Source organism: Cereibacter johrii, assembly GCF_001720585.1.
GTDB classification, from domain to species: Bacteria; Pseudomonadota; Alphaproteobacteria; order Rhodobacterales; family Rhodobacteraceae; genus Cereibacter_A; species Cereibacter_A johrii.
In genome coordinates this window covers 16940-42745 of the sequence record NZ_MABH01000155.1, presented here as the reverse complement: position 1 = coordinate 42745, position 25806 = coordinate 16940, and the positions used below count along the sequence as shown (strand labels likewise).

Sequence of the window (25806 nt, the reverse complement as noted above, 5' to 3'; positions counted from 1 at the left end):
CCGGGCCCGGGCCAGGACGGAAGCGGGCTGCCGCCTTCAGGGGGCACACCGGGACCGGCGCTGCCGCGGGCGAGGCGCCAGCGAGGCCGATCCCTGCGGTCAGCGACCGGCCGCCCCCCGAAGCTCCGATCCCTGCTGCGCGTATCCGGGCCAGGACCGCGGCGGGGCGCTGCCTTCGAGCATCGCAGCCGGAACGGCGCTGCCCCGGACGAGGTGCCGCCCGGCGCCGATCCGGTCAGCTTCCGCGGGGCTTCGCCCGCAGCGTGGGCTCGGCCACCGTCGGATCCTCGGGCCAGGGGTGGCGCGGATAGCGCCCGCGCATGTCGCGGCGCACATCGGCATAGGAGCTGGACCAGAAGCCCGGCAGGTCCATCGTCACCTGCACCGGCCGCTGGCCCGGCGACAGGAGCGTGATCCGCAGCGGCAGCCGCTTGGGCCCCACCGTCGGATGCACCGTCACCCCGAAGAGCTCCTGCAGGCGGATCTCGATCCCCGGCGCCTCGCCCTCGTAGTCGATGGGCACCCGGCGGCCGAGCGGCGTCTCGAAATGCGGCGGCGCCAGCTGGTCGAGGAGCTGCATCCCCTCCCAGCCGAGGCGGGCGCGCAGGGCCTCGGTGAGGTCGAGCGCGCGGAGATCGGCCTCGGTGCGCCGGCCGCCGAGGAAGGGGAGGAGCCAGCCCGGGTCTTCCAAGAGGGCCGCATCCGACATGTCGGGCATCTCGGCCCCTTCCGCCCGCAGGAGCTCCACCCGCGCCCGGAGCCGCCGCGCGGCCGCGCTCCAGGGCAGGCCGATCTGGCGCAGCCCCTCGACGGCGGCGAGGGCCAGCGCCTCCGGCGGCACCTCGGGCCAGGTCCGGTCGTCGAGCACGAGCGCGCCGAAGCTCTCCTGCCGGCGCGCCACCACCCGGCCCTCGCGGCGCGACCAGTGGCAGACCTCGCGCCAGCGGATCTGCGGCGCGAAGAGCGCGCGGAGATCGGACTCCGGGATCGGCGCCGCCTGCCGCACCTTCGCCTCGCGCGCATCCCCGTCGAGATCGGTCGCCACGATCAGCCGGACCCCGGCGAGCGGCTGGCCCGGCTCCATCGCGGCGCCCTTGCCGCCCGAGAGCACCCAGCGCGGCGCTTCGCCCTTGCGCCGGAGCCCCACGCGGTCGGGATAGGCCAGGGCCGCCATCTGACCCACCGAGAGCCCCGCCTCGGGCGTCGTCACCGCGCGGGCGAGCCTGCGGGCCTCCTCGCGGATGCGGGCGAGGGCGGGGCGGTTCACCTCATGCGGATGCTCGTCCGAGAACCGCTTCGGATCGGCCAGCGCCGCGAGACGCAGCGCAAGGTCGGGCGGTCCCCTCACCGGATCGCGGTCGGCCATCAGGGCCGCGAGCGGCGCGGCCGAAGGCCCGGCCACCGTCAGCATGTGGCCCAGGCGCGGATGGAGCGGCAGCCGGGCCAGCGCCTGTCCGTGCGCCGTGACCCGCCCCTCCTCGAGCGCGCCCAGACCCTCGAGAAGCGTGCGCGCCTCGGCCAGCACCCCCGGATGGGGCGGCGTGAGGAAGGGCAGATCGGCGCTGCCCCAGACCGCAAGCTCGAGCGCCAGCGCGGTGAGATCGGCCGCCTCGATCTCGGCCGGCGGATAGGCCGCGAGCGCGCCTTCCTCGCCGCGGGTCCACATCCGGTAGCAGATGCCCTCGGCCACCCGACCGGCACGGCCGCGGCGCTGGTCGGCCTCGGCCCGCGTCACCCGCTCGGTCACCAGCCGCGACATGCCGGAACTGGGATCGAACCGCGCCCGCCGCGCCCGGCCCGCATCGACCACGACCCGCACGCCGGGGATGGTGAGCGAGGTCTCGGCGATCGAGGTCGCGAGCACGATCCGCCGCCCGGGGCCCTCCTCCAGCGCCCGGCGCTGGGCCGCGAGATCGAGCGCGCCGAAGAGCGGCGCTACCTCGCAGCCCAAGCCGCCGAGAAGCCCCTCGACGCGGCGGATCTCGCCCTCGCCCGGCAGGAAGACGAGCAGGTCGCCCTCGGTCTCGGCCACCGCCTGCCGCACGAGGGCCGCCACCTCGGGCTCGAGCCGCGCGCCCCCGGGCAGGGGACGCGAAAGCCACCGCGTCTCCACCGGAAAGGCGCGACCCTCGGAGGTCACGACCGGCGCGCCGCCCATCAGCGCAGCCACGGGGCCTGCGTCGAGCGTCGCGGACATGACCAGGAGCAGCAGATCCTCGCGCAGCGCGCTCCGCACCTCGAGCGCGAGGGCAAGCCCCAGATCGGCATTCAGGCTGCGCTCGTGGAATTCGTCGAAGAGAAGCGCGCCGATGCCGGTGAGCTCCGGGTCGTCCTGGAGGGTGCGGGTGAGGATGCCCTCGGTCACCACCTCGATCCGCGTCTCGCGCGAGACGCGGGCCTCGCCCCGGATGCGGTAGCCCACCGTGCGGCCCACGGGCTCGCCCAGCGTCGCGGCCATCCGTTCGGCGGCCGCGCGGGCGGCCAGACGCCGTGGCTCGAGCATCACGATGCGCCCCCCGGTGAGCCCGGCCTTCAGGATCGCCAGCGGCACGCGCGTGGTCTTGCCCGCGCCGGGCGGCGCCTGCAGCACCGCCATCCGCTGCGCGCGGAGCGCCGCGATCAGCCCGGGCAGGGCGGCATCGATGGGAAGCGTTTCGGTCATGCGGCCCTTATGGCGCCCGGCGCGGCCGCGCGCCAGAGCGGGCGGTCAGCGCCGCCGCAATGTGGCCCGGCCGTAGATCGTGTCCGTGGCGACCTGCACCACGCGCATGCGCCCTTCGGCGGTGGGCTCATAGCGGAGCGTGAAGGGGAAGCGCGATTTCTCGGCCATGTCCTCTTCGGAATAGCCCGCGATCCGCCGGAACTCGCCGGCGCAGGCGACGCCGCCCTCGGCCGCCTGCGGCGCCCCGAGCACGAGCTGCGTCCGCCGCCGCCCGTCGAAGATCTCGAGCGAGGTCCGGCATTCCTGCCCCGGATCCACGTCGCGCAGCGCGGCATAGAGCGCGGTCAGCGGGTCGACCGTGCCGCGCTGCGCGGCCGGATCCACATCGTAGGAGCGGGGCTTGCGCGCAGGCTCGTAGCGTTCGACCACCGGCCGGCCGTTCCGCCAGGCGAGCTGCACCTCGGACCGGCGCCGCCCGGTGTCGGCCGTCTCGCTGTAGGCGCTGGCCTGCGGCCTGCCGCGCACGATCCGGCCGCTGGCGCGCGCATCGTAGCGGACCGTGCGCAGGAGGCTCACGAGCCCGCCGCTCTGCAGCCGCCCGTTCACCGCATAGCGCCCGTCCTGCTCGCTGCCCGCAAAGGACAGCGTGCCCGCCCGCACCCCGCGCAGCACGAGGTCGAACACCGCCTCGTCGGACTGGGCCGCCGCCGGCCCCGCCAGAAGCAGCATCAACGCCGCGATCCCGAACCCGATCCGCATCGAACCCTCCTTTGCCGCATCCGAGCCTCTGGCATATCGCGGGAAGAGAGGGCACAACAGCCCCGCATCCCCGGGCGGGCCTGACAATCGCGTCACCGCGCCCGCGATCGCCAGACCCTCATGCCGGAGCGCCCGATGGACATGACCGATCTCGCCTCCCGTCTCGCCAGCGGCGACCGCCGTGCCCTGGCGCGCGCCATCACCCTGGTCGAAAGCCGCCGCGCCGATCACCGCGAGGCGGCGCTCGCGCTCCTGGCCGATCTGGCCCGGAGCGGGCGCGAGGCGCTGCGCATCGGCCTCTCGGGCACGCCCGGCGTGGGCAAATCCACCTTCATCGAGAGCTTCGGCCTCCGGCTGACGGGGCAGGGGCTGAAGGTCGCGGTGCTCGCGGTCGATCCGTCCTCGGCGCGCTCGGGCGGCTCGATCCTCGGCGACAAGACCCGGATGGAGCGGCTCTCGCGCGACCCGCAGGCCTTCATCCGGCCCTCGCCCTCCCAGACCCATCTGGGCGGCGTCGCGCGGCGCACGCGCGAGGCGGTGGCGCTCTGCGAGGCCGCGGGCTTCGATGTCATCCTGATCGAGACGGTGGGGGTGGGCCAGTCCGAGACCGTGGTGGCCCAGCTCTGCGATCTCTTCCTGCTCCTGCTCGCGCCCGCGGGCGGCGACGAGCTGCAGGGCGTCAAGCGCGGCATCATGGAGATGGCGGACCTCATCCTCGTGAACAAGGCCGACGGCGATCTGAAACCCGCCGCGCTGCGGACCGTGGCCGACTATGCCGGCGCGCTGCGGCTCCTGCGCCGGAGGCCGCAGGATCCCGAGGGCTTCCCCAAGGCGATGCCCGTCTCCGCGCTCGAGGAGCAGGGTCTCGCCGATGCCTGGGCCGAGATGCAGGCGCTCGTGGCCTGGCGCCGCGAGACCGGCCATTTCGACCGCCGCCGCGCCGAGCAGGCGCGTCACTGGTTCGAGGAGGAGGTGCGCGAGGGGCTCCTCGCCGTCCTGAGCCGCCCCGGCCCCGCCCGCGACCGGATGGCCCGGCTCGGCGCCGCCGTGACGCGCGGCGAGATCACCCCCGAGGCCGCCGCGGCCGAGCTTCTGACCACGCTCTGAGGGCCCCGGCCCTTCATTCTGGCCCAAATATCCCGCGGGGGTGCGGGGGCGCGAAGCCCCCGCGCGGTCGCCCTCCGCCTCCCGGCCCGCGGACTCTCCCTCCCCCCCTGAATCGCTTGACGCCGCCCCGCTTTGCCCCTAAACGGCCTCGATGGAATTCGGCGCGCTGCCTTTGGCGGTGCCCTTCATGCACAACCACGAGGATCTCGACCATGTCGCGCGTCTGCGAACTTAGCGGTAAGGCTCCGATGACCGGCAACACGGTCAGCCACGCCAACAACAAGAGCCGTCGGCGCTTCCTGCCGAACCTGAACGATGTCACGCTGATCTCGGACGTGCTCGGCCAGTCCTTCAAGCTGCGCATCTCGGCGGCGGCGCTGCGGACGGTCGACCACCGCGGCGGCCTCGACGCGTTCCTCGCCAAGGCCAAGGACGACGAGCTGTCGCTGAAGGCCCGCGCGATCAAGAAAGAGATCGAGAAGGCCCAGGCCACCGCGGCCTGATCCGGCGCCTTCGCCGCATGAGCCGAGGCCCCGCGTCCCGCGGGGCCTTTTTCGTTGCGGAAAGCCTCGCTCTGCGGCCCGGACCCGGCCGGAAGCGCGGGCCTCGCGGCCCGGGTTGCGCCGGCGCAATCTTCGCGCCGAGGGCCGCTTGTGGCCGGCGCCGGGCGGCCTATGATCGGCGCCATGATGCGCTCCCTCCTGGCCTGCCTCCTCGCCCTCGGTCTCGCTGCAGCCTCGCTGACGGTGGCCGAGGCGCGCGGTCGCGCGGCGGGGGCGCAGCAGGTGGTGATCTGCACGGGCTATGGCGTGACCGCGGTCGCGCTCGATGCGCAGGGCCGTCCGGTGGGCCCGCTCCATCCCTGCCCGGACTGCCTCGGAGGTCTGACCCTTCTGGCGCTTCCGCAGGTCCCGGCGCTGCCCGTCCTGTCGCTCGGGCGGGGCGAGGCTCTGGCCCTGCCGCCCCCGATCCGCGCCATCGCGGCCGCATCTCCCGTCCCCTGCGCCCGGGATCCGCCTGTCTCTTCCGCCTGATCGCCATCCCAGACATTCAGGAGAGACAGATGACCCCGTTCCAAGCCATCCTCGCGGCCGCCGCCGTGACCCTCGCCCTGCCGGCCTTCGCCGACAGCGAGCTTGCCGTGACCGACGCCTATGCCCGCGTTGCGAGCCCCGCCGCCCAGTCGGGCGCCATCTTCATGGTGATCGAGAACCACGGTTCCAGCGATGATCGCCTCGTCTCGGTCGCAACCGACGCGGCCGCCCGGGCCGAACTCCACACGCACCTCGCCGGACAGGACGGGGTCGTGCAGATGGTCGAGGTGACCGAGGGCTTCGCGGTGCCCGCGCACGGCAGCCATGCGCTCGCCCGCGGCGGCGATCATGTGATGCTGATGGGCCTCGCGAAGCCGCTGAAGGAGGGCGATGAGGTCGCGCTGACGCTCACCTTCGAGAGCGGCAAGGTGCTCGAGGTGACGGCGCCGGTGGACCTGAGCCGCGAGGCGCCGATGGGCGAGCATATGAAGGGCATGACGCACGGCAACTGACATGCGGGCAGGGCGCGCGATGACGCGCGCCCTCGTCCTTCAGCCGCCGCAGCAGGCCTGAGCGGCTTCCCCGAACGATCTGCGGGGCTTCCGGAAGGCCGCGGCCGGGCTGCGGCTCGAGAAGTGCAGCTCCTCGGGATGGGCGCAGAGCCTTGCCTCAGGGCACGGATGTGCGGGCCGGGCGCGCGATGAGGCGCGCCCTCGGCCGTCAGCCGCCGCAATAGGCCTGAGCCGCTTCCCCGAACGACTTGTAGCGCTTCCAGAAGGCCGTGTCCGAACTGCGGCTCGAGAAGCGCACGTCCTGCGCCTCGTCGGGATTGGCGAAGAACTTCGCCGCGCGCCGCTGGTCGCCCGAGGGCAGCGTCATGTCCGCAACCTGCTGGATGCAGTTGCAGGTCGCCACATTGGCGGCCTGCCGGTCGGAGCGCAGGCAGGCCCGTTCGATCGGACCTCCGGCGGTGGCGATTGTGGGAAGAACGAGCGCGGCAAAAGCCGCCGCTGCCAGGGCCGGTTTCTTCATCGTCTGCCTCGTTTACTGCTCCGGCAGGTTGATCCCGCCGCCTTGGTCTTCGGGAAATATGCCCGAAAGGCGGATTTCTTCAAACTGATTCGAGCCTTGCACCGCGATCTTCAGAGATCACGGTCCCGCGAGCGCCCCCGGCCCCCCTGCGCCATGCCTCCGCCGCCTCGGGCCGCGCAGCGGCCGCACGGCCCGAGGACGTGCGCTTGGGCCTTCCCCCCGTCGCGGGACGCGCTCAGGGGCGCGCCACCCATTCCTCCGCGGCGGCCCTCTGCGCCAGCGGAAAGGTGCGCGCCTGAACCGGGATGAACCAGTCGCTCGTCTCGATTATCAGGGCTGCGATCTTCGGAGGCTCGACGACGGCATAGCGGCGGACCCTGCCGAGCGAGCGGAAGCCCGCTTTCAGCCCCTCGAGATCGAGGGCCGCGGCGGGGGTGAGACCGGTGAACTCCGGCAGCACCACCAGCATATCGACGCTCTCGAACCGGTCGAAGGCCGCGAGGACGGTCTCCGCCATTCGCCGGATCTCGGGCCGTCCGACGTGACCGCCCAGCTCGAAGGCGAGGATATGCGGCGCGGGGCTCGGAAGGCGGCGGAGCCAGCCCGGCCGCCCGCGGCTCCGCGCGCCCAGCGCCACCGCGCCGAGCCCCAAGAGGCCCAGGCCGAGGAGGAGGGTCCGCGGGCGCATCAGCGCGGGCCTCCGGAGAGGAGGACGGGATGGCGTGGCGCCCCCCGCCTGCCTGAGCCGATGTCACCGCACCCCGGTCCAGAAGCCGCAACGATCGGCGCCCCGCGCGCCCTCCCGATGGCAAGATCCGTCCTCATGGCCTCCCTGTGCTCCTCGCGTCGGTGATCCTGCAGAGGAACGCGGCCGAGAGCTTCCGGTTCGCGGCCCTCGTCGGATGATCCGGGCAGGGAGGGTGCAGTCGGGGCACCTGCCCTGACTTTCGGCTGTCGGGCGGCATGGGTCGCAGGATGATGCCTGGCCCCTCGCGGCCCCACCATTGCCGCGACCCCCGGTGCGGGCAGGCGCCGCCGGGAGCCCGGCCGAGGTGGAAGACGCCGGTCCGTCGTCGTCGAACAGGCGGCGCCCGGCGCCGGTATGGCAGGCGGCCACAGCTCCACATGCTCCTGCGCTTTGCGGGAAGGTGCGACATCGGCTGCACCGATCCGCCTCTGTCCCTCACCCCACGGGAGGGCCCCGCGCGGCAAGAGCCTGTGCCTGAGAGAGCCCCGGCCTCCGGGCCGCAGAGGCTGGACGAGCGTCCCTCGCGAGGGTCTGGACGGGGTCGATGCGCGGCCATCCGCCTGCCGCCGTGAGGGGATCAGGGGCCGGTCGCTCGACAAAGGTTGTTTTGCCGCTCGGTTTCTGTCATACAGGCGGGGCAAAGCATCTCTTTCGACCTTCTGTTTCCTTGCGGCTTCAGTTGCGACTCTGACGAGACTGGGCCGGGCCATCGCATACAGCGGATGGCGTCAAGATAAGGAAATACCACGATGGCCAATGGCACCGTGAAATGGTTCAACGCCACCAAAGGTTTCGGCTTCATCGCTCCGGCGGGTGGCTCGAAGGACGTGTTCGTCCACATCAGCGCCCTCGAGCGCGCCGGCATCCGTCAGCTCAATGACGGCCAGGCCGTGACCTTCGATCTCGAAACCGACCGCAACGGCCGCGAATCGGCAACGAACCTCGCTCTCGCCTGATCGGCAGGTCGACATCAAGGCAAGAACGGGCGGCTCGGCCGCCCGTTTTTCATTTCTGAGGCGCCTGTCGGAGCCACCTCTTCCGATGCTGCGGGTGCGGCAGGGCTTTCCACCCGGACCGCGCCGGTTTCCGGCAGTGGCAACCGGGCGATCTCGGGCCTTCGAGGTGCTCTGTGCGGGACGGTGGTGGCCTCGGGCAGCGAAGGGTTGCTCTGCCCCGCCGGGTGCCGGCCTCAGATCCCCGGTCCGTGCCGATGCGAGGCCCGCGCCCGAGGAACCGGCAGCCGAAGGCGCGAGCTTCGTCAGCCGCCGTTCATCACCGCTTCGGGAAACTGGTAGCGCTCCGCGCCGACCGTGATCGTGAACAGGTCGCCCTCCTTCGAAAAGCTCAGCGGCGCGGCCGCGTCGGCCGAGACCGGGAGGCCGCCCTCGAACAGGATGGCGCGCTCTGTCCCGTCGCCGAGGGCGATCCAGACGCCGGCCCTGCCCGGACCCTCGCGCACGACGCCGAAGGGGCAGGGGCCCAGCGCCGCGTCCGGGGCCTGCGCACAGCGGGCGGTGCCGGCGGCATCGAAGGGCACGCCATTGCCCTTCGGGCCGCCCTCCGGCACCTCGGCCGCGGCAGGGGCGGCCCCTTCGATCAGATACCGTCCCGCGACCCACCCCTGCAGCCCCGATCCGGCGACGCGGATGCTGCACCAGCGGGCCGGTCCGGTCATCCGGCAGCCGCGGTTCTGCGCCAGCTCGCCGTTCTGCGCCTTGCCCACCACGCCGTAGCGCGCATCGGGCCCTGACCGGACGTTCAGCGCGCCCTCGCGGATCCCCGATACCTGCCACCAGTCCGGCCCCCCAGCGAGGCCGTCGGCCAGATCCGCCCCGGCGAGGCCGATCCCCAGAGCATAGCGGGCGCCCTCGGCGCGCCGGGCGGCGCTGCGCATCAGATGGACCTGCACCAGATAGATTCCGGGGGCGGGCAGCGGGATGTCCGCCACAGGACCGGAGGTGGAGGCATCGAACAGCGCCTCCTGAGATCCTTCGGGCAGAACGGTGAAGGAGAGGCTGGCGTTGGAGGTCTGAAGATCGACCGACAGGGTCTGCCCGGCCGCGCCGTCCACCGCATAGATCCTGCTCTCGTCGCCCTGCAGGGTGCCTTTCAGGATCGTGCCTGCGACGAGCGCCGGGGCCGGCACGGTCTCGGTGCGGGTGGGCTGTGCGGGGCTCGCCTGAGCGAGGGCAAGAGACAGGAAGATGCCTGCGGCAAGTCGGGACGGGCGGCGGGGATCGGGCATGGCGGTTCTCCGACAGGGAAAGGCGGGTCAGAGGCGCCCGCCGCGCACCTCGATCACCTCGCCGCTGTCGCGCATCCTGCAGACCATGTGGCTGTGGCCCACGGCCGCCTCGATCTGCCATTCGTGCTTCGCGGGCGACCGGGCCCGGATGATATGCACCTGATGGGTGCCGACTGCGAAGTTCTGCGCGACGATCCTCGCACATCCCTGGTTTGCCATCGGCAGAGCCTTGCTCGCGGCCGTGGTGTTCCTGCGATGCGCCATGCTGTTCTCGCGCTCCCTGTCGCCGGCCCGATAGCCCTCGGCATAATCCACGGTGCTGCCGTGGCTGGTGTAGGCATGGCCGTGGACACCGTCGCGATAGCCGCGCTCGAACTCGGCCATCCGGTCGCCGCCCTGCGGGGCATAGCCCTCGCGGCAATGGTGCCTGTTGTGGGCGAGCGCGGCCACGCCAAGCAGGGCCAGCGCCGCCACGGCCGCGTCCTTGTCGCTCATCTCTGCCTGCGCCGGCGCGCCGGTCTGAAAGCAAAGCGCGGCGGCAGCAACTGCCAGTCGATGACGCCTCATCGTCACAGCCTCCCCCTGCGGAGCGTTCCGGCCGAGGCCGAAGACGGATGTTCGCCCCGGACATCCTAGCCAAACCCTCCGGGGGGGCACTATCCACAAGGCGAAATCGGCGCGGCCGGCATCCGGCCCCGGGACAGACAGGGCCTCTTCCGATCCCGGAGGCCCGTCTCCGAAAGATTCGCGTCGGTGGCTGCTTCCCGCCTCATGTCCCCTCCCTCTCGCGGACGAGGGCGAGGAAGGCGGTGAAGCCGGCCGAGGGGTTGCGGCGGCCGGAGTAATAGAGGCTGAAGCCGGGACGGTCGGGCGTCCACTCCTCCAGCAGGCGGATCATGCGGCCGGCGGCGATGTCCTCGGCCACATCCGCTTCGATGACATATCCGATCCCCGCCCCGTCCAGCACGGCGGCACGGGCGATGGCGGCCTCGTCCACCGTCAGGCGGCCCCTGGCCTCGAAGGGCAGCGACACCCCGTCCTTCTCGAAAGGCCAGCGCAGCAGCGCACCGTTCGGCAGGCGCACGCGGAGGCACTCTTCAGGATCCAGATCGGCGGGCGAGCGCGGCGCCGGATGGCGGGCCAGCCAGTCGGGAGAGGCCACCACCGCATGGCGCACGGGACGGCCCAGCGGCAGCGCGATCATGTCGCGCGGCACCAGATCGGCGGGCCGGATGCCGAGATCGAACCCCTCCGCCACGATATCGACCAGCCGCCCCTCGGTCACCAGATCGACCCGCATCTCGGGGTAGCGGCGCAGGAAGGCCAGCACGAGCGGCGCCACCGCCCGCCCGGCCTGCACGGAGGCGTTGATCCGCAGCATGCCCGAGGGCGTTGCGCGCTGCGACCGGACCGTCTCCATCGCGGCGCGGATCTCGGTCAGGGCCGGGGCGATGCGGGCGACGAAGTCGCGTCCGGCCTCGGTGAGGGCCACGCTGCGGGTGGTGCGGTGGAAGAGCCGCACGCCGAGGCTCGCCTCGAGCCGCCCGACCGTATGCGACAGCGCGGTGGTCGAGACGCCCAGATCCAGCGCCGCCGCCCGGAACGAGCCCTTGCGCGCGATGGCCAGAACCGCCTCGAGCCCCTTCAATCCGCTCTCCATGATTGTCCCGATCCTGTCATCTCCAGATGCCGATCTATCCCGATTATCGGGCTCTTCGTCGAGGATTATGATGGGGCTCACAGCAAAGGAGCTTCCCATGACCCTTCCCGCGCCGATCGAGACCTATTTCACCGCAGAGGCGCCCCAGGATGGCGCGCGCTTTGCCGCGGCGTTCGCGCCGGACGCCATCGTCCATGACGAAGGGAGAAGCCATCGCGGCCCCGCCGAGATCGAGGCATGGTGGAAGGCCGCCAAGGCGACCTATCGCCACCGCGCCGAACCGCTGGAGGTGACCGAGGCCCGCGGCAAGACCGTGGTCCGCGCGCGCGTCAGCGGCGATTTCCCCGGCAGCCCGGCGGTGCTGACCTTCACCTTCGGCCTGTCGGGCGACCGCATCGCCGATCTGAGGATCGGCGGATGACCGGGTTCCTGACGCTGCAGGGCAAGCGCGCCCTCATCACCGGCGGCACGCAGGGCGCGGGCGCCGCCACGCTCGCGCTTTTCCGCGAGCTCGGGGCGGAGGTCCTGACCTCGGCGCGCAACCGCCCGGGCGACCTGCCGGAGGAGATGTTCGTCGCCGCCGACCTGACGACGCCTGCAGGCTGCGAGACGGTGGCCGCGGCGGTGCGCGACCGACTGGGCGGGGTGGACATCCTCGTCCATATGCTCGGCGGATCCTCTGCGCCGGGCGGCGGCTTCGCCGCTCTGGGCGAGGCGGAATGGCAGGCGGAGCTGAACCTGAACCTGATGCCTGCCGTCCGCCTCGACCGCGCGCTGTTGCCCGGCATGGTGGCGCGGGGGGCGGGCGTCGTCGTCCATGTCACCTCGATCCAGCGCCTCCTGCCGCTGCCCGAAGCGACGACGGGCTATGCCGCCGCCAAGGCCGCGCTGTCGGCCTACAGCAAGAGCCTGTCGAAGGAGGTGGCGCCGAAGGGCGTGCGCGTGGTGCGCGTGGCGCCCGGCTGGATCGCGACCGAGGCCTCGCTCCGGCTGGCCGAGCGTCTGGCCGCCGAGGCGGGCACCGATCTCGAGGACGGCAAGCGCAGGATCATGGCCTCGCTCGGCGGCATCCCCCTCGGCCGCCCCTCCGCCCCTGCCGAGATCGCGAACCTGATCGCCTTCCTCGCCTCGGACCGGGCGGCGAGCATCACCGGGACGGAACATGTGATCGACGGGGGCACGGTGCCCACGGTGTGAGGGCCGGGCCGCGATGGAGACCGAAGCCGCCCGCCTGAGCCGAAGAGGCCCGGAGTCGCCCCCGAGAGGGCGGCGGGCCGATGCAGACGCGATGGCAAAGACTGCTATCGCTTCCAGACAGTGGCCGGCGAAGGGCTGCGGCCCGTCCGGAGTGGTCGCCGGGCCGGTCAGGCGCCGCCCAGGGGCGCGATCAGTTCGAAGTGGAGGCCCGCGGGCTCGTAGCTCACCTCGACCGTGCCGTCGAACTCGGCCGCGAGAAGCTGCTTGACGAGGAAGCTGCCAAAGCCGCGATGCCTCGGAGGTGTGACAGGCGGTCCGCCGCGCTCGGTCCAGGACAAATGCAACCTGCGGGCCCCTGCGTCCCGGGTTTCGGACCATTCGACCGTGACCCGCCCTTCGTCCGCGGACAGCGCGCCGTATTTCACCGCGTTGGTCGCCAGCTCGAACATGGCAAGCGTCAGGGCGAACGTCTGCTTGCCGGTCAGGGAAACCTCCGGGCCGGAGGCCAGGAACCTGCAGCCCTTGTCGTCGAGCCGCCGGTGGACGCGGGCCAGAACCTCGTTGACCGTGGCCCGCGAGGTGCCGCGCAGGGACAGGATATTCTGCGCCTGTCCCATGTCTTCAAGGCGGTGGAGCAGCTTCTCGGTCAGGTCCTCCACCGTCGCCGCCCGGCGCGCGCTCTGCCGCACGACGGCGGAAACGAGAGCGTAGGAATTCTTCATCCGGTGAACGAGCTCGCGGTTGCTGATGGCGGCGCGGCGCTCGAACCGGACGCGATCGGTCGTTTCCACCACCGTGTCGATGAAGCCGCGGATCACGCCCGCCTCGTCCGCGACGGGACTGTAGGAGAAGGTGAAGAAGGCCTTCTCCATCCCGCGGTCATTGCGCAGGACCGACAGCGGGAAATCCTTGATGAAGGTGGACTTGCCCGCCAGGGCCCTCGCCGCGATGGGCCCGATGGAAGACCATGCCTCGTGCCAGATCACCGAGAAGGGCAAGCCCAGACAATCGCCCTTGTTGCCGAGGATCGGCACGAACGCGTCGTTGAAGATCGCGATGTGGTCCGGCCCCCAGCACAGACATTGCGCGAAGCCCGAGTTCAGCGTCATCGCCACGCTGACCTTGAGGGCAGGCGGCCAGTCCCGGATCGGGCCCAGAGGTGTCGCCGCCCAGTCGAAGGCCGCGACGCGCTTCGCCATGGGCACGCTGAGATCCAGAAACGCAAACGGATCGGTCATAGGGTCTCCGCCTGTCGTTGACCGCCTTCTGTAAGCCATGGCCGTGCGTTGCGGCAAGACAGGAAGCCCGGCCCATGAAAATCAGCCTCTCGCACCGCACCCGCGGTCAGCCCGCATCTGCCCGACATGCCCGGCGCCGCACAGCGACGACGGCCGACCCGGAGGCCGGAGAGCCGGCCTGCCTCGCACGGGGGGCCGATCACCCGGCTTCACCCCTGTCCGGGAGTGCCGCAGCTGCTGAAGCTGGTGTCAAGCCTTGACCCTCTGTCCGATCAAGGTCCAGCCAGCTTTTGCGTTTCCCGCGGTGGCTTCGTGCTCTTCCGCCCATCGGTGTCGCGGCAGCGGCGACGGATGGACAGACCCCCGGACGAAAGCCCGTAGGCCGGGCCGGCGGCCTCTGCGATAAGATGCCATGACCTACGCCCGAGCCATCGCCCGCCGCTGGCGGCACCTGTCCCTCGCCGCGCGCTTCGGCCTCGCGGGGGGCGTGGTGCTGGCCGTGGCGTCGCTTCTGGTCGGCCTCTTCGTCAGCGCGCGCATCGAGGCGAGCGTGGTCAGGAACACCGCGACCTCGACCGCTCTCTACATGGAGAGCTTCATCTCTCCGATCAGCCAGCAACTGGCCGGCAGCAAGCACCTGTCGGACAATGCCCGGCGGGCGCTGGAGGAAATCTTCACCAACACGCCGCTCGGCAAGCGCGTCGTCTCCTACAAGATCTGGAAGCCCGGCGGACTGGTGGTCGAGGCCTCGGACGCGACCCTGATCGGCCGCACCTTCCCCCCGACCGAGGGACTGCGCGGCGCCTGGGCCGGCAGGGTCACGGCGGAGTTCGAGCGTCTGGGCGACGCCGAAGACCGGGGCGAGGCGGCGATGGGCCTGCCGCTGCTCGAGATCTACAGCCCGATCCGGGAGGCCTGGTCGGGCGAGATCATCGCGGTGGCCGAGTTCTACGAGATCAACCAGCAGCTCGCCGACGATCTCGCCGCCTCGCGCCGGACGGCCTGGCTGGCGGTCATCGTGGTCGGCGCCTGCCTCGGGGCGGCGCTCTACCTCATCGTGCTGGGCGGCAGCCGGACCATCGAGGCGCAGAAGCGCGACCTTGACGCCCGGCTTCGGGAGCTGCGCGGCCTGTCCCACCACAACCGCGACCTGCGATTGCGCATCGAGGAGGCTGCGGGACGGGCCACGGCGACCGCGGAACATGCCCTGCGCCGGATCGGGGCCGACCTGCACGACGGGCCTGCGCAGTATCTCGCCTTCGCGGCGCTCCGGCTCGACGATCTTCGCGAGGCGCAGGCGGGCGACGCCGCCCGGCGCGAGCTGGACAGCGTGCGGGATGCGCTGGCGATGGCGATGGAGGAGGTGCGGGGGATCTCGCGTGGCCTGACCTTGCCCGACATCGCCGAGAAGCCTCCCGCCGAAGTGGCCCGCATGGCGATCGCCGCGCACCGCGACCGGACCGGCGAGGCCGTGGACGAGCGGATCGAGCCGGTCCCGGAGGCGGGCATCACGCCTGCCACCCGCATCTGCATCTACCGCTTCGTTCAGGAAGGGCTGAACAATGCCAGCCGCCACGGCGGGGGCGCGGGCCTGCGCGTCTCGATCACCGGCGATGCGACCCGCATCGAGTTGCGCGTGGCGGACAGCGGCAGCGGCTTCGGCGCGGGAGGACCGGCCTTCGGCCTCGGACTGAGCGGCCTCAGGGATCGCATCGAGAGCCTCGGGGGCCGCTTCGAGACGGGGATTTCTGCAACGGGTGGCGCCGAGATCGGCATGACCCTATGGACCGGGGGAGAGAGATGACACGAAAGCGCGTCCTGCTGGCCGACGATCACCCGCTGTTCCGCGCGGGCGTCGTGCGAACCCTGCAGGAAAGCGGAAGTTTCGACGTCGTGGGCGAAGCGGCCTCGGGGCGCGAGGCGGTGGAGCTTGCGGATCGGCTCGCCCCCGATCTGGTGGTTCTGGACCTCTCCATGCCGGACGGCGGCATGATGGCCCTGCGCGAGATCGGGTCGCGCCAGCCTGCGCCGCTGATCGCGATGCTGACGGTCTCCGAGGACGACGACCGGGTGATCGAGGCGCTGGCGGCCGGGGCGGCGGGCTATCTGCTGAAGGGCATCGGCTCGCGCGAGCTGATCTCGGTTCTGGAAGATCTGGTCGCCGGCCGCACCTATGTGGCCCCCACGCTGGCGGCCAAGGTGCTCACACGGCTGAAGTCGCCGCGGGCGCAGGGGGCAGCCGCGCCCATCGACCAGCTGACCGCACGCGAGGAGGACATCCTGCGGCTCGTGGCGGAGGGGCGCAGCAACAAGGAGGTCGCGCTGGCGCTCGACCTCCAGGAGAAGACGGTGAAGCACTACATGACGGCGATCCTGCAGAAGCTGCAGGTCAGGAACCGCACCGAGGCCGCGCTGATCGCGCATCGGCACTGGGGAGGGTCCTGAGCCCGCTCATCTTGCGGCTGTCATCAGCCGCTCGCGGTCGGCCCGCCGCGCGGGGCGCTCGATGACGGTGCGGTTCAGGTCGTCCTTCAGCTCGTAGCGACCGTTCTCGATCTCCTCCTTCCAGCCGTCGGAATAGGTGACCTCGATGTTGCGGCCGCTGATCTCCAGCTTGGCCACGACACCGCCGCCGCCGGCGCCCCGGCGGGCAGGGGCTGCTTGCGGCTTGCGTGCCGAGGCGAGGGTGGCCCCTTGCCGGGCCCGCTCCAGAAGCCGGACATCGGCCGGCGTGGCCGGGCGCTCGACGATGGTGCGACCGGCCGGGTTCTTCATCTCGAAGCGGCCGTTCTCGATCTCGATCCGCGAGCCGTCCCGCAGCGTCGCCTCGTGCGCATCGTCCTTGGACCGCGCCCGCGGGCCATCGATGTCGTCCGCCCCCGACCGTCCGCGACCCCTCGACCGGTCATCCTCGTCCCGGTCCTTGTCCCGGTCGTCGCCCCCGTGGCGGCCTCCGCCGCGATCGTCCCCGCCGCGGTCATCGCCACCGCGGTCGTCTCCCCCGCGGTCGTCCCCACCGCGGTCGTCCCCGCCACGGTCATCGCCGCCCTTCGCCTGCGCGACGGCGTCATGCACCGAGACGAACCCTCGGCTGGCATCGAAGCTGACACTCCACGGTGCGAGGGTCATCACGCCGGAGAGCGTGACCAAGGCTGTCGTCTTGAGCAGGTTGCGGGTTCTCATCGTCGGTCTCCTGTTTTGACTGGCGCTCCATTGGATCGACAAAAGCAGGAAACCGGCTTTCGAGGACCGGACGAAAGTCGGGGCCGCCTCCCGAAGAAGTCCGACGACCTTGAAGACCGGAAAACTCCCCTGCCCGGCAGGCAGTTTTCCCACAAGGCATGCAGCCCCAACGGAGCCGGTTGCGCTCAAGGCCGAGTTTGATGGGCCTGCCTCAGGCGGGGCAGGGCGGGGGCGAGAGAATGGGCATTCAGAGAAGCACCGCGATCCGCTCTCGGTTCGAGACGAGGAGGTCCTGCGCCTCCGTGCTCCCTGAAGATCGAGGAGTTCAGCCGCACCGGCTCGAGCTGGAACCGTCCGAAGAGCGCCCGGATCCGGGACATGTGATGCGGGCTGAAGACCCGTCAGCTCCGCCAGCATCGGCCATCCGCGCGAAACGCGCCCGGTCGACGATCCCGCGGCCGCAATCGCTCTCGCCGCCGAAGCCGCCGGTTCCAGAGCGCCGGATCCCATGCCATTCGGGGTCACAGCCCCGCGGTCCTGCATTGGTGCTGCTTGATGCGCGCATCGGGGAGTGCCACAAGATCACCATGCGCCTGCGATGATGGCTCCGAATATTAAAGCAGATCGATTGACAAGGACCCCCCATGGACCTCGATGATCTATATCGCCTTCTGCGTGTGTCGCATGTGCAGGCTCAGGACATCGTCGATACCATCCGGGATCCGCTGCTTGTCCTTTCAGGCGATCTGACCGTCATCAGCGCGAACCCGGCCTTCTACCGGACCTTCGCGACCGACCGGGACAGCACCATCGGCCGCCCGCTCTACGAGCTCGGCAACGGCCAGTGGAACGTCGCCGAGCTGCGCCTGCTGCTCGAGAACGTGATCCCGAAGAGCGCGTCCGTCGCGGATTACGAAATGAAGACCGAATTTCCGAACGTAGGTTCGCGAACCCTGCTGGTCAGCGCGCAGCGTCTGGTCCACCCGGACGATGGGCAGCGCGTGCTCCTCCTCTCGATCGTGGATGCGACGGTCCGGCGGCAGATGGAGGCCGCCCGGGACTTCCAGATCAACGAGCTCGATCACCGGATCAAGAACCTGATGTCGGTGACGCAGGCCCTGACCCGACAGACCTCCGTCGAAGGCAGAACTGCCGGCGAGTATCGCACGGCGCTGCTCGGACGTTTCGATGCTCTGGCGAGATCGCTCGAAGTGGCGTCGCACAAGCAGACGCCGCAGCTGCGGGATCTGGCCGCAGCCGTGATGGAGCCTTATCTCGAGGCGGCTCCGGCTGTCGCCATCGCGGAAGGGCCCGTCGTCCGGCTCTCTTCGTCGCAGGCCACCTCGCTGGGCCTCATCCTTCACGAGATGGCGACGAATGCCGCAAAGCACGGAGCCCTGTCCACAGCGAGTGGCACCGTGGCGCTGGACTGGAAGGTCGTCTCGGACGAGGTCGGCCCGACGAAAGTGCATCTGCGCTGGCAGGAACGTGGCGGGCCCAGGGCAGCGGCACCCTCCCGAACCGGCTTCGGCACCCGTCTGATCAGGTTCACGACCGAGTTCGAACTGCGCGGGCATGCGGAACTATCCTATGAGCCTGACGGTTTCGTGGCCAAGTTGAGCTTTCCGAGCCAGACCTCCTGACGGAGTGGACCATGCTGACCGAGCCGGCCGGGCCTCGTCAGACGCAGGGCTTGCGCGTCCTCGTCGTCGAGGATGAATTCCTGATCGCCATCGACCTGCAGTTGATGCTGGAGGATGTGGGCTGCACCGTCCTCGGGCCGGTCGGCACGGTCGATGACGCGCTGAGGATCCTGGACGAGACGCGCCCGGACGTGGTGTCGCTCGATCTGAACCTGCGGGGGCAATCCTCGATCCCCGTGGCCGAGAAGCTGCGCGCGCTCGAGATCCCGTTCATCGTCACGTCGGCCTACAGGACCTTCGACTTTGCGGGCGGCGAGAGCCTGACCGATGTCACGGTGATCGGGAAGCCCGTCCAACCGCGCATGCTGATCGAGGCCCTGAGCCGGACTTGCGGCGCATGATCGAGGGGGCCGGCGCAGAGAAGCCTCTGCCCGACCCCGGTCCCTTGCAACCCAAGGGACTCGCCCTGTAAGGGGAGGGCATCACGCTTCGGTGCGCGAAAGGCAAACTACGCATCTTCCGTCTGAACAGTTCGAAGGTTCACGGTTCATCTGATGCGAACATTGGTCGTCCCGGGCATCCTGCCGGTGCGGCCCGCGCATGGAGTCATCGTCCGAGGCATGCTGAAAAGCATCCATCGATAGGGTCCAGGCTCATTGATTATCAGGGCCAGAACACGACGATGGCTGCAAGTGCGACAGCGGAGAAGAAGGGGACCGGGCAGCGCGCGGATCTGATGCGCTGCCTGCCAGTCGGATCGCTGGTCTACATTCTGACGGACTACGGCAAGTCCAGGATGCAGAAGGGCGTCAGCCAGTGGGCCTCGGCCACCGCGCGGGAGGCGGGGCTCGAAGGCCAGACCGCCCACGGATTGCGCAAATACCGCATGAATGCTCTGGCCGAACATGGCGCCTCGGTGCTCGTCATGCAGTCTTGGGTGGGGCACACGACTCTGCTCGAGGTGCAGGAATACACACGCCGGGCCGACCGCCGCCGGGTGATCTCCGAAGGGCATCCTGTAAAACGCGACCCTGCGGGAGCGTAAACATCGGGGAGTGTCAGCCACTTGCGTGGCACATGGCGGGCCCAGAAGGACTCGAACCCTCAACCTGCCGATTAGAAGTCGGCTGCTCTATCCAGTTGAGCTATGAGCCCGCGTCCCGTTCTTTTGCGTCAGTCGGAGAAGGGGCGCAAGGGGTCAGAGGCTGCGGGTCATGAAGACGCTGTTCGGATCGTTCCAGTAGCCCTCGAACGGGCCGCAGATCTCAAAGCCCGCCCGCTCGTAGAGGAGACGCGCGGGGGCGAAGGGCGGCTCGACGCCGGTCTCGAGACTCATGCGGAGAAAGCCTGCCGCGCGGGCTTCGGCCAGCAGATGCTCGAGGAGGCGCCGGGCAAGGCCCTGTCCCCGCGCCTCGGACAGGACATGCATCGACTTGATCTCGCAGTGCGCGGCGTCGATGGCCTTGAAGGCGCCCATGCCGACGAGGGCGCCCCCGACGCGCATCCCGTAGAAGAAGACGCCGGGGACCGCGAGGTCGGCGGGGGCGAGCGCATGAACGCTCTCGGGCGGCGAGGTCTCGCGCATGAGGGTCAAATGGCGCACGAAGATCGGCTGGAAGGTCGGATCAGTGGGATCGTCGCGGCGGATGTCGATGTCGGCGGACGGCATGAAGAACCTGCGGTTTGCGAACCTCTCCGATGCCACGGATGCGGCGCGGGACCAAGGGGAGAAGGGGCGCGCCTGCGCCTCGTCCGACGGCCCCTGTCCCTGCAGGGCGAAGTGCCGGTCGTCCGTGGCGGTGGAGGAAACCGGGGTGGGGCGCGGTCTTCCGGCGACCCGGGGCCGGTCATGCGGATGGGGCCTCGCCGTCCGCCCGCGGCGCCGGATGCCTTCAAGGGGCGCGGAGTGCTGCGCGGCCGCCCATCGGGCAGGGCCGCGCGGCCCGGCGCGGGGCCTCAGTGTGTCCAGGCGCCGCGGCGGTCGGTCGCGAAATTCTCGCCGTAGCCGCGGGGGCGGATGTTGGCCTTGCGCGGCTTCGCTTCGGTCACCTCGACCTCGATCCGGTGCGCCTTGGCATAGTCGAGCGCGGCCTCGCGGCTGTCGAAATGCAGGACGACCTGATTCTGCGTGTCGGCCGACGAGGTCCAGCCCATCAGCGGGTCGATGTCGCGCGCCTCGCGGCTCTCGAACACGAGCACCCAGCCCTTGGCCTTCCCGGTCCCGGACTGCATGGCGTTTCGGGCTGGCTGATAGATACGCGCGCGCATGAAATGCTCCCTGACAGATGCCGTGTTTATTGGCGGCTTTTCCGTCGCAGATCAAGACCCGCAACCGCGGGGCAAGCGGCTGTCGATCGATCACGGAGGGGTGGGTGGGGTGTGGGGTGCAACCGACCGACAGCGTTCTGCTGCTTGCCCTGCCTTTCTAGCGGTCTTGGGTTAATTGAAGGTAAAGAAGCTGCCGCTCCACCCTTGTTTGCGAACAAAAACGGATCAAATCTAGGCGGCTGAAGGGAATCATCATGCCGCACAACAATACGACCCTGCCGATGCACCGTCCCGAGGTGCTGACCCGCCCGAAACTCGAAGGCGGTCGGCGTTTCGAGATGAAGACCCCGTTCCAGCCCGCGGGCGACCAGCCCACAGCCATCGCCGAACTTGCCGCAGGGGTGCGGGGGGGCGAGCAGAACCAGGTGCTGCTCGGGGCGACCGGCACCGGCAAGACCTTCACGATGGCCAAGATCATCGAGGAGACCCAGCGCCCGGCGATCATCCTTGCCCCGAACAAGACGCTGGCGGCGCAGCTCTACGGCGAGTTCAAGGGCTTCTTCCCTGATAATGCCGTGGAATATTTCGTCTCCTACTACGACTACTACCAGCCCGAGGCCTATGTGGCGCGCTCGGACACCTACATCGAGAAGGAATCGCAGATCAACGAGCAGATCGACCGGATGCGCCACTCGGCCACCCGGGCGCTGCTCGAGCGCGACGATGTCATCATCGTGTCCTCCGTCTCCTGCATCTACGGCATCGGCTCGGTCGAGACCTATTCGGCCATGACGCAGGATCTGATCGTGGGCGAGAGCTACGATCAGCGGCAGGTGATCGCGGAGCTGGTGGCGCAGCAATATCGCCGCAACGACCAGGCCTTCCAACGCGGCAGCTTCCGCGTGCGGGGCGATTCGCTCGAAGTCTGGCCCGCCCACCTCGAGGATCGCGCCTGGCGCTTCTCCTTCTTCGGGGAAGAGCTGGAGAGCATCGTCGAGTTCGATCCGCTGACCGGCGCCAAGACCGACAGTTTCAAGCAGATCCGCATCTATGCGAATTCGCACTATGTGACGCCGCGTCCGACGATGCAGCAGGCCATCCAGGGCATCAAGCGCGAGCTGCGCCAGCGGCTCGACCAGCTCGTGAACGAGGGCAAGCTCCTCGAGGCTCAGCGGCTGGAGCAGCGCACGAACTTCGATCTCGAGATGCTGGAAGCCACCGGCGTCTGCAACGGCATCGAGAACTACTCGCGCTATCTGACGGGGCGCGCACCGGGCGAGCCGCCGCCGACGCTGTTCGAATTCATCCCCGACAATGCCATCGTCTTCGCCGACGAGAGCCATGTCACCGTGCCGCAGATCGGCGGCATGTATCGCGGCGACTATCGGCGCAAGTTCACGCTGGCCGAGCACGGCTTCCGGCTGCCCTCCTGCATGGACAACCGGCCGCTCAAGTTCGAGGAATGGGACGCGATGCGCCCGCAGTCGGTCTTCGTCTCGGCCACGCCTGCCGCGTGGGAGCTGGAGCAGGCGGGCGGCGTCTTCGCCGAACAGGTGATCCGGCCCACGGGGCTGCTCGATCCGGTGGTCGAGATCCGCCCCGTCGAGATGCAGGTCGACGACCTGCTGGACGAGATCCGCAGGGTCGCGGCCGCGGGGCTGCGCGTCCTCGTCACCGTGCTGACCAAGCGCATGGCCGAGGATCTGACCGAATATTTCCACGAGCAGGGCATCCGCATCCGCTACATGCACTCGGATATCGACACGATCGAGCGGATCGAGATCCTGCGCGACCTGCGGCTCGGCGCCTTCGACGTGCTGGTGGGGATCAACCTCCTGCGCGAGGGGCTCGACATCCCGGAATGCGGGCTGGTGGCGATCCTCGATGCCGACAAGGAGGGCTTCCTGCGCTCCGAGACCTCGCTGATCCAGACCATCGGCCGCGCGGCGCGGAACGCGGACGGGCGCGTCATCATGTATGCCGACCGGATCACCGGCAGCATGGAGCGGGCGCTGCGCGAGACCGAGCGGCGGCGCGAGAAGCAGATCGCCTACAACGAGGCGCATGGCATCACGCCGCAGACGGTGCGCAAGAACGTCGAGGATGTGCTGGCGGGCCTCTGGCAGGGCGACACCGACCAGAGCCGCGTCACGGCCAAGGTCGACAAGCCGATGGTCGGAGCGAACCTCGCCGCCCATCTCGACGGGCTGCGCGTCTCGATGCGGAAGGCGGCCGAGAACCTCGAATTCGAGGAAGCGGCGCGGCTGCGCGACGAGATCAAGCGGCTCGAAGCGGTCGAGCTGGCCATTTCCGACGATCCGCTGGCGCGCCAGACGGCCGTCGAGGAGGCGGCCGAGGCTGCGGTGAAAAGCTCGGGCCGCAGCACGGCCGGCCGCGCGGGCCAGCGCGGCGGCAACAAGCGCCGCCGGGGCCGCTGAGCAGGGCAACCGCCGGCAGCGACGACAAGCGCCGCCGGGGCCGCGGAGGAGCGCAGGCGTCGGCGCCGGCTACAAGCGCCGCCGGAGCTACTGAGCAGGGCAGGCTTCGGCAGGGGCCAAAAGCGCCGCAGGGGCCACGGAGGAGGGAAGCCGCCGGGAGGATGGCTCCGTTACGAGAGCTGTCGGCCCCGTTAGACAGGCCGCTTTTGCGTGATGCCGTAGAATCGCTCGTGCCAATGGGCGTCGCCTGCGGAGGGAAGGTCGGGCGGCTCGATGCGGCGAGGGTGGCCTGCGGGTCTTAACCCGTCGTTAACCACGGCGCATCAGGCTGGCGGGGGTTCGGAGGGCTCGTCCGATGCGCACCGCTCTCGCCTCCCTCGCGCTTGCCGGGATCATGGCGGCGCCCGCCTCCGGCCTCGCGGGGCCCTGGGCGCGCGAAAAGGGCGGGGTCTTTCTCACGCTCTCACAGCAGCAGGACGGCGCGGGCGAGAGCTGGACCGGGCTCTGGGCGGAGTACGGGCTCACGCCGCGGATCACGCTTGGGCTCGATGCCGGCCGGTCGGGGCGGGGAGACGGCAAGCTCATCCTCTGGGCGCAGAAGGCATGGGAGAGGGGCCCGCACCGGATCGCCGCTTCGGCCGGGCTCGGCGCCGTCCGACTCGACGGTGCGCTGGCGCCACTGGCTCAACTGGGCGGCGCCTGGGGCAGGGGGATGGAGACGCGCTTCGGGCTCGGCTGGCTGGCCCTCGAGATGCGCGGCATCGTCACCGGGCGCAACGTGACCTTCGAGCAGCGCCTCGATGCGCAGACGGTCGCGACCGTGGCCTATCTCGTGCCCGAGACGAGCGCGAAGGCCGAGCTGACCCTCGGCCTCTCGCCGCGCGACCGGCTGACGTGGATCGAGCAGCTTCAGCTGGAATACGGTCGGGACGCCGGCTTCGACGCCCGCCTGGCGACCACGCTGGTCTACGATCTCGCGCGGCCTGCAAAGCTGGAGATGGGCCTGATCCTGCCCCTCGAAGGCGCTTCCGAGCCTGCGCTGAAACTGGGCCTCTGGCTCGAGTTCTGAGGCTCTCAGTCGAAGATGAGCTTGGCGAGGAAGAGAACCACCGCCGCGCCGATCAGGGCCGCCACGACCATCGCGACGAGGCCCGAGGCCGCCAGCACCGTCACACCCAGCGCCAGCAGGAGCAAGGGCGTCGCAAGAGCCGCCAGAAGGCCGATGATCATGTAGCGCCCGCGATGGCGTCCGCCTGCGACGGTGCTTGCGATCCAGCCGGCGGCGAGCCCCACCAGGGCCAGCACCACGAGCCCGACGATTCCGACCCCTTGGATGAATTCTTCCATGATCTTCTCCCCGTGTTGCAGGTCGAACGCCGCAGGCGGGGCTTCGGGTCCGCGCCCCCGACAAAGATGAGGAAGCGTGTGGCGCAGGCCCCGGCCAGCGCGTCAGTAGCCCGCGACCACCTCGTACATGACCGGCTCGAAACTGCGGCAGAGGGTGGCGAAGCGGCGGGTGCGCTCGCGCATCTCGGCGGTGCGGAGCATCGCCTGGAAATCCTCGCGGCGCTGCCATTGCGAATAGTTGGCGATGCGGGTCTGGGCGTCGTTCACATGCAGGCTTGCCGAGATGAAGCCCGGCTGATGCCGGATGAAGCTGTCGAGTGTCGCCTGCAGCTCCTCGAGCAGATCGGCGCAGGTGCCGGGGGTCATCTCGAAGGTGGTGATGACGGTCTGGCCGGTGAAGGCCGGGTCGATCTGGGTCATGGCTGCCCTCCTCTCCTGCCGGAAAGCCTAAGCGGCGCCACCCCTTGCCACAAGCGCGGCGAAATGCGGCACCCCGGGCACCGCAAGCGCGGCCCCCTACGGCCGCGCGCCCCGGAAGGCGCCGCTGCGCCCCGAACTTCCCGCGAAGAGACTGCGGCAACTTCGCGCTACCCGGGCGGCGGGGGGCGGAGTAGGCTCCGCCCCATGCAGCTCATCGACCCCAACCACCCGTTCTTCCGCGCCGCCTGGCGCCGCTGGCTCACCGCGATCTTCCCGATCGCCTGGTCCGGAGTGGAGCTTTTCGCGCTTCACAGCCCGATCTGGGCCGTGATCTTCCTGCTTCTTGGGGGCTATGCCTTCTGGGTGCTGGTCATCAAGGGCCCCGACGCGGCCTGACACCCGCGGCGACCGCTCCGCCAGTGCAGCGCCCGGGGCGCCTTCAGCCGTCGACGTGCCGCCGACGGCCTGTCGCGCACGAGAACCGGAGCCGCGCTCAGCGCCGCCAGAACCGTCAGGAAAAGGGCAAGGACGATCTCGGTCATGGGGCCAGTTGGCCACAGGACTCTTAAGGAGGGATTAAGCGCAGACTTCTTCGGGAACGCCTGCCGGCTTTCGTGCGTTCGGGGCCCAGCAACCACGGAGTTTCACCATGAAGACGTCTTTCCTCCTGCTGCCGCTGATCGCCCTGATGGGTCTCGCCGCCTGCGAAACCGTCGAGGGCGCGGGCCAGGATCTCTCCGCAGCCGGCACCGCCATCAGCCAGGAATCGCGCGAGGCGCAAACCGGGATGTAAGGCTCGTGACGCGGCGCCCGGGGGGCGCCGCA

The 25806-nt window shown here is 70.2% G+C and carries 29 protein-coding genes and 1 tRNA gene; 16 read left to right on the top strand and 14 right to left on the bottom strand.

Annotation, left to right across the window (positions count from 1 at the left end; genetic code table 11):
• Nucleotides 1–235: 235 nt before the first annotated feature.
• The gene (hrpB, locus tag A9O63_RS13795; RefSeq protein ID WP_069332455.1) at nucleotides 236–2662 is read right to left on the bottom strand and encodes an ATP-dependent helicase HrpB; all 2427 of its coding nucleotides are present in this window, start codon (nucleotides 2660–2662) and stop codon (nucleotides 236–238) included.
• 45 nt (nucleotides 2663–2707) lie between these two features.
• Nucleotides 2708–3421, bottom strand: a complete 714-nt coding sequence (locus A9O63_RS13790; RefSeq protein ID WP_069332454.1) for a DUF3108 domain-containing protein — start codon at nucleotides 3419–3421, stop codon at nucleotides 2708–2710.
• 135 nt (nucleotides 3422–3556) lie between these two features.
• Between A9O63_RS13790 and meaB the strand changes: the two genes are divergently transcribed.
• The 4 genes from meaB (at nucleotide 3557) to A9O63_RS13770 (ending at nucleotide 6074) form a co-directional block, all read left to right on the top strand.
• The gene (gene meaB / locus A9O63_RS13785) at nucleotides 3557–4528 is read left to right on the top strand and encodes a methylmalonyl Co-A mutase-associated GTPase MeaB (RefSeq protein ID WP_069332453.1); all 972 of its coding nucleotides are present in this window, start codon (nucleotides 3557–3559) and stop codon (nucleotides 4526–4528) included.
• Between the two features lie 212 nt (nucleotides 4529–4740).
• Nucleotides 4741–5031 carry a 50S ribosomal protein L28 gene (gene rpmB, locus A9O63_RS13780; RefSeq protein ID WP_069332452.1) on the top strand — a complete coding sequence of 97 codons (291 nt, stop codon included), beginning with the start codon at nucleotides 4741–4743 and terminating at the stop codon, nucleotides 5029–5031.
• A gap of 171 nt (nucleotides 5032–5202) precedes the next feature.
• Nucleotides 5203–5562: a hypothetical protein gene (locus A9O63_RS13775; RefSeq protein WP_069332451.1), complete on the top strand. Its 360-nt coding sequence runs from the start codon at nucleotides 5203–5205 to the stop codon at nucleotides 5560–5562.
• 29 nt (nucleotides 5563–5591) lie between these two features.
• Nucleotides 5592–6074, top strand: a complete 483-nt coding sequence (locus A9O63_RS13770) for a copper chaperone PCu(A)C (RefSeq protein WP_069332450.1) — start codon at nucleotides 5592–5594, stop codon at nucleotides 6072–6074.
• Nucleotides 6075–6282: 208 nt separating this feature from the next.
• Here the strand turns inward: A9O63_RS13770 and A9O63_RS13765 are convergent, their stop codons facing one another.
• Nucleotides 6283–6594 carry a hypothetical protein gene (locus tag A9O63_RS13765; RefSeq protein ID WP_069332449.1) on the bottom strand — a complete coding sequence of 104 codons (312 nt, stop codon included), beginning with the start codon at nucleotides 6592–6594 and terminating at the stop codon, nucleotides 6283–6285.
• Nucleotides 6595–6829: 235 nt separating this feature from the next.
• Nucleotides 6830–7282: a SpoIIAA family protein gene (locus A9O63_RS13760; protein WP_069332448.1), complete on the bottom strand. Its 453-nt coding sequence runs from the start codon at nucleotides 7280–7282 to the stop codon at nucleotides 6830–6832.
• 809 nt (nucleotides 7283–8091) lie between these two features.
• On the opposite strand from A9O63_RS13760, the gene A9O63_RS13755 reads away from it, so the two are divergent.
• Nucleotides 8092–8298 carry a cold-shock protein gene (locus A9O63_RS13755; protein ID WP_002719178.1) on the top strand — a complete coding sequence of 69 codons (207 nt, stop codon included), beginning with the start codon at nucleotides 8092–8094 and terminating at the stop codon, nucleotides 8296–8298.
• Nucleotides 8299–8600: 302 nt separating this feature from the next.
• Here the strand turns inward: A9O63_RS13755 and A9O63_RS13750 are convergent, their stop codons facing one another.
• From A9O63_RS13750 to A9O63_RS13740, 3 genes are all read right to left on the bottom strand, one after another.
• Nucleotides 8601–9587, bottom strand: a complete 987-nt coding sequence (locus A9O63_RS13750; protein WP_069332447.1) for an SH3 domain-containing protein — start codon at nucleotides 9585–9587, stop codon at nucleotides 8601–8603.
• A 27-nt stretch (nucleotides 9588–9614) separates the two neighbouring features.
• Nucleotides 9615–10082, bottom strand: a complete 468-nt coding sequence (locus tag A9O63_RS13745; protein WP_205631850.1) for a hypothetical protein — start codon at nucleotides 10080–10082, stop codon at nucleotides 9615–9617.
• A 274-nt stretch (nucleotides 10083–10356) separates the two neighbouring features.
• Entirely contained in the window at nucleotides 10357–11247 is an 891-nt protein-coding gene (locus tag A9O63_RS13740) for a LysR substrate-binding domain-containing protein (protein ID WP_069332445.1), read from the bottom strand.
• A gap of 97 nt (nucleotides 11248–11344) precedes the next feature.
• Here A9O63_RS13740 and A9O63_RS13735 point away from each other — a divergent pair, with 97 nt between their 5' ends.
• Together A9O63_RS13735 and A9O63_RS13730 are read left to right on the top strand one after the other, a co-directional pair.
• Nucleotides 11345–11668, top strand: a complete 324-nt coding sequence (locus A9O63_RS13735) for a nuclear transport factor 2 family protein (protein WP_069332444.1) — start codon at nucleotides 11345–11347, stop codon at nucleotides 11666–11668.
• Nucleotides 11665–12444 (top strand): SDR family oxidoreductase, encoded by a 780-nt coding sequence (locus A9O63_RS13730; protein ID WP_069332443.1) that lies wholly within the window; start codon nucleotides 11665–11667, stop codon nucleotides 12442–12444. Before A9O63_RS13735 ends, A9O63_RS13730 begins: the two co-directional genes overlap by 4 nt.
• Nucleotides 12445–12611: 167 nt before the next feature.
• On the opposite strand, the gene A9O63_RS13725 is transcribed toward A9O63_RS13730, so the two are convergent.
• Nucleotides 12612–13682 (bottom strand): sensor histidine kinase, encoded by a 1071-nt coding sequence (locus A9O63_RS13725; protein ID WP_069332442.1) that lies wholly within the window; start codon nucleotides 13680–13682, stop codon nucleotides 12612–12614.
• Between the two features lie 412 nt (nucleotides 13683–14094).
• On the opposite strand from A9O63_RS13725, the gene A9O63_RS13720 reads away from it, so the two are divergent.
• Nucleotides 14095–15486, top strand: coding sequence for a sensor histidine kinase (locus A9O63_RS13720; RefSeq protein ID WP_069332441.1), 1392 nt, complete (start codon nucleotides 14095–14097; stop codon nucleotides 15484–15486).
• Entirely contained in the window at nucleotides 15483–16127 is a 645-nt protein-coding gene (locus A9O63_RS13715; protein WP_069332440.1) for a response regulator, read from the top strand. The genes A9O63_RS13720 and A9O63_RS13715 overlap by 4 nt, the downstream gene beginning before the upstream one ends.
• Nucleotides 16128–16133: 6 nt before the next feature.
• On the opposite strand, the gene A9O63_RS23435 is transcribed toward A9O63_RS13715, so the two are convergent.
• A complete protein-coding gene (locus A9O63_RS23435; protein ID WP_235836990.1) occupies nucleotides 16134–16865 on the bottom strand; it encodes a hypothetical protein in 732 nt (243 codons plus the stop codon).
• A 644-nt stretch (nucleotides 16866–17509) separates the two neighbouring features.
• Between A9O63_RS23435 and A9O63_RS13705 the strand changes: the two genes are divergently transcribed.
• The 3 genes from A9O63_RS13705 (at nucleotide 17510) to A9O63_RS13695 (ending at nucleotide 19553) form a co-directional block, all read left to right on the top strand.
• Nucleotides 17510–18508, top strand: a complete 999-nt coding sequence (locus tag A9O63_RS13705) for an HWE histidine kinase domain-containing protein (protein ID WP_069332439.1) — start codon at nucleotides 17510–17512, stop codon at nucleotides 18506–18508.
• Nucleotides 18509–18519: 11 nt separating this feature from the next.
• Nucleotides 18520–18909 (top strand): response regulator, encoded by a 390-nt coding sequence (locus tag A9O63_RS13700; protein WP_069332438.1) that lies wholly within the window; start codon nucleotides 18520–18522, stop codon nucleotides 18907–18909.
• 281 nt (nucleotides 18910–19190) lie between these two features.
• On the top strand, nucleotides 19191–19553 hold the full coding sequence (locus A9O63_RS13695) for a tyrosine-type recombinase/integrase (RefSeq protein WP_069332437.1): 363 nt from the start codon (nucleotides 19191–19193) through the stop codon (nucleotides 19551–19553).
• 33 nt (nucleotides 19554–19586) lie between these two features.
• Here A9O63_RS13695 and A9O63_RS13690 read toward each other — a convergent pair.
• From A9O63_RS13690 to A9O63_RS13680, 3 genes are all read right to left on the bottom strand, one after another.
• Nucleotides 19587–19663 (bottom strand) — tRNA-Arg (locus A9O63_RS13690).
• 43 nt (nucleotides 19664–19706) lie between these two features.
• Nucleotides 19707–20177, bottom strand: a complete 471-nt coding sequence (locus A9O63_RS13685; RefSeq protein WP_069332436.1) for a GNAT family N-acetyltransferase — start codon at nucleotides 20175–20177, stop codon at nucleotides 19707–19709.
• Between the two features lie 287 nt (nucleotides 20178–20464).
• Nucleotides 20465–20776 (bottom strand): ETC complex I subunit, encoded by a 312-nt coding sequence (locus tag A9O63_RS13680; RefSeq protein WP_069332435.1) that lies wholly within the window; start codon nucleotides 20774–20776, stop codon nucleotides 20465–20467.
• Between the two features lie 254 nt (nucleotides 20777–21030).
• On the opposite strand from A9O63_RS13680, the gene uvrB reads away from it, so the two are divergent.
• Complete coding sequence (gene uvrB, locus A9O63_RS13675; RefSeq protein ID WP_069332434.1) at nucleotides 21031–23214, top strand: excinuclease ABC subunit UvrB; 2184 nt, start codon at nucleotides 21031–21033, stop codon at nucleotides 23212–23214.
• Nucleotides 23215–23569: 355 nt separating this feature from the next.
• A complete protein-coding gene (locus A9O63_RS13670; RefSeq protein WP_069332433.1) occupies nucleotides 23570–24283 on the top strand; it encodes a hypothetical protein in 714 nt (237 codons plus the stop codon).
• A 5-nt stretch (nucleotides 24284–24288) separates the two neighbouring features.
• Here the strand turns inward: A9O63_RS13670 and A9O63_RS13665 are convergent, their stop codons facing one another.
• Both A9O63_RS13665 and A9O63_RS13660 read right to left on the bottom strand, forming a co-directional pair.
• A complete protein-coding gene (locus A9O63_RS13665) occupies nucleotides 24289–24561 on the bottom strand; it encodes a hypothetical protein (RefSeq protein WP_069332432.1) in 273 nt (90 codons plus the stop codon).
• A gap of 102 nt (nucleotides 24562–24663) precedes the next feature.
• Nucleotides 24664–24981: an antibiotic biosynthesis monooxygenase family protein gene (locus A9O63_RS13660; protein ID WP_002719241.1), complete on the bottom strand. Its 318-nt coding sequence runs from the start codon at nucleotides 24979–24981 to the stop codon at nucleotides 24664–24666.
• Nucleotides 24982–25185: 204 nt separating this feature from the next.
• Here A9O63_RS13660 and A9O63_RS13655 point away from each other — a divergent pair, with 204 nt between their 5' ends.
• Together A9O63_RS13655 and A9O63_RS13650 are read left to right on the top strand one after the other, a co-directional pair.
• Complete coding sequence (locus A9O63_RS13655) at nucleotides 25186–25377, top strand: hypothetical protein (RefSeq protein WP_069332431.1); 192 nt, start codon at nucleotides 25186–25188, stop codon at nucleotides 25375–25377.
• Nucleotides 25378–25630: 253 nt separating this feature from the next.
• A complete protein-coding gene (locus tag A9O63_RS13650; RefSeq protein ID WP_069332430.1) occupies nucleotides 25631–25774 on the top strand; it encodes an entericidin A/B family lipoprotein in 144 nt (47 codons plus the stop codon).
• Nucleotides 25775–25806: the final 32 nt, after the last annotated feature.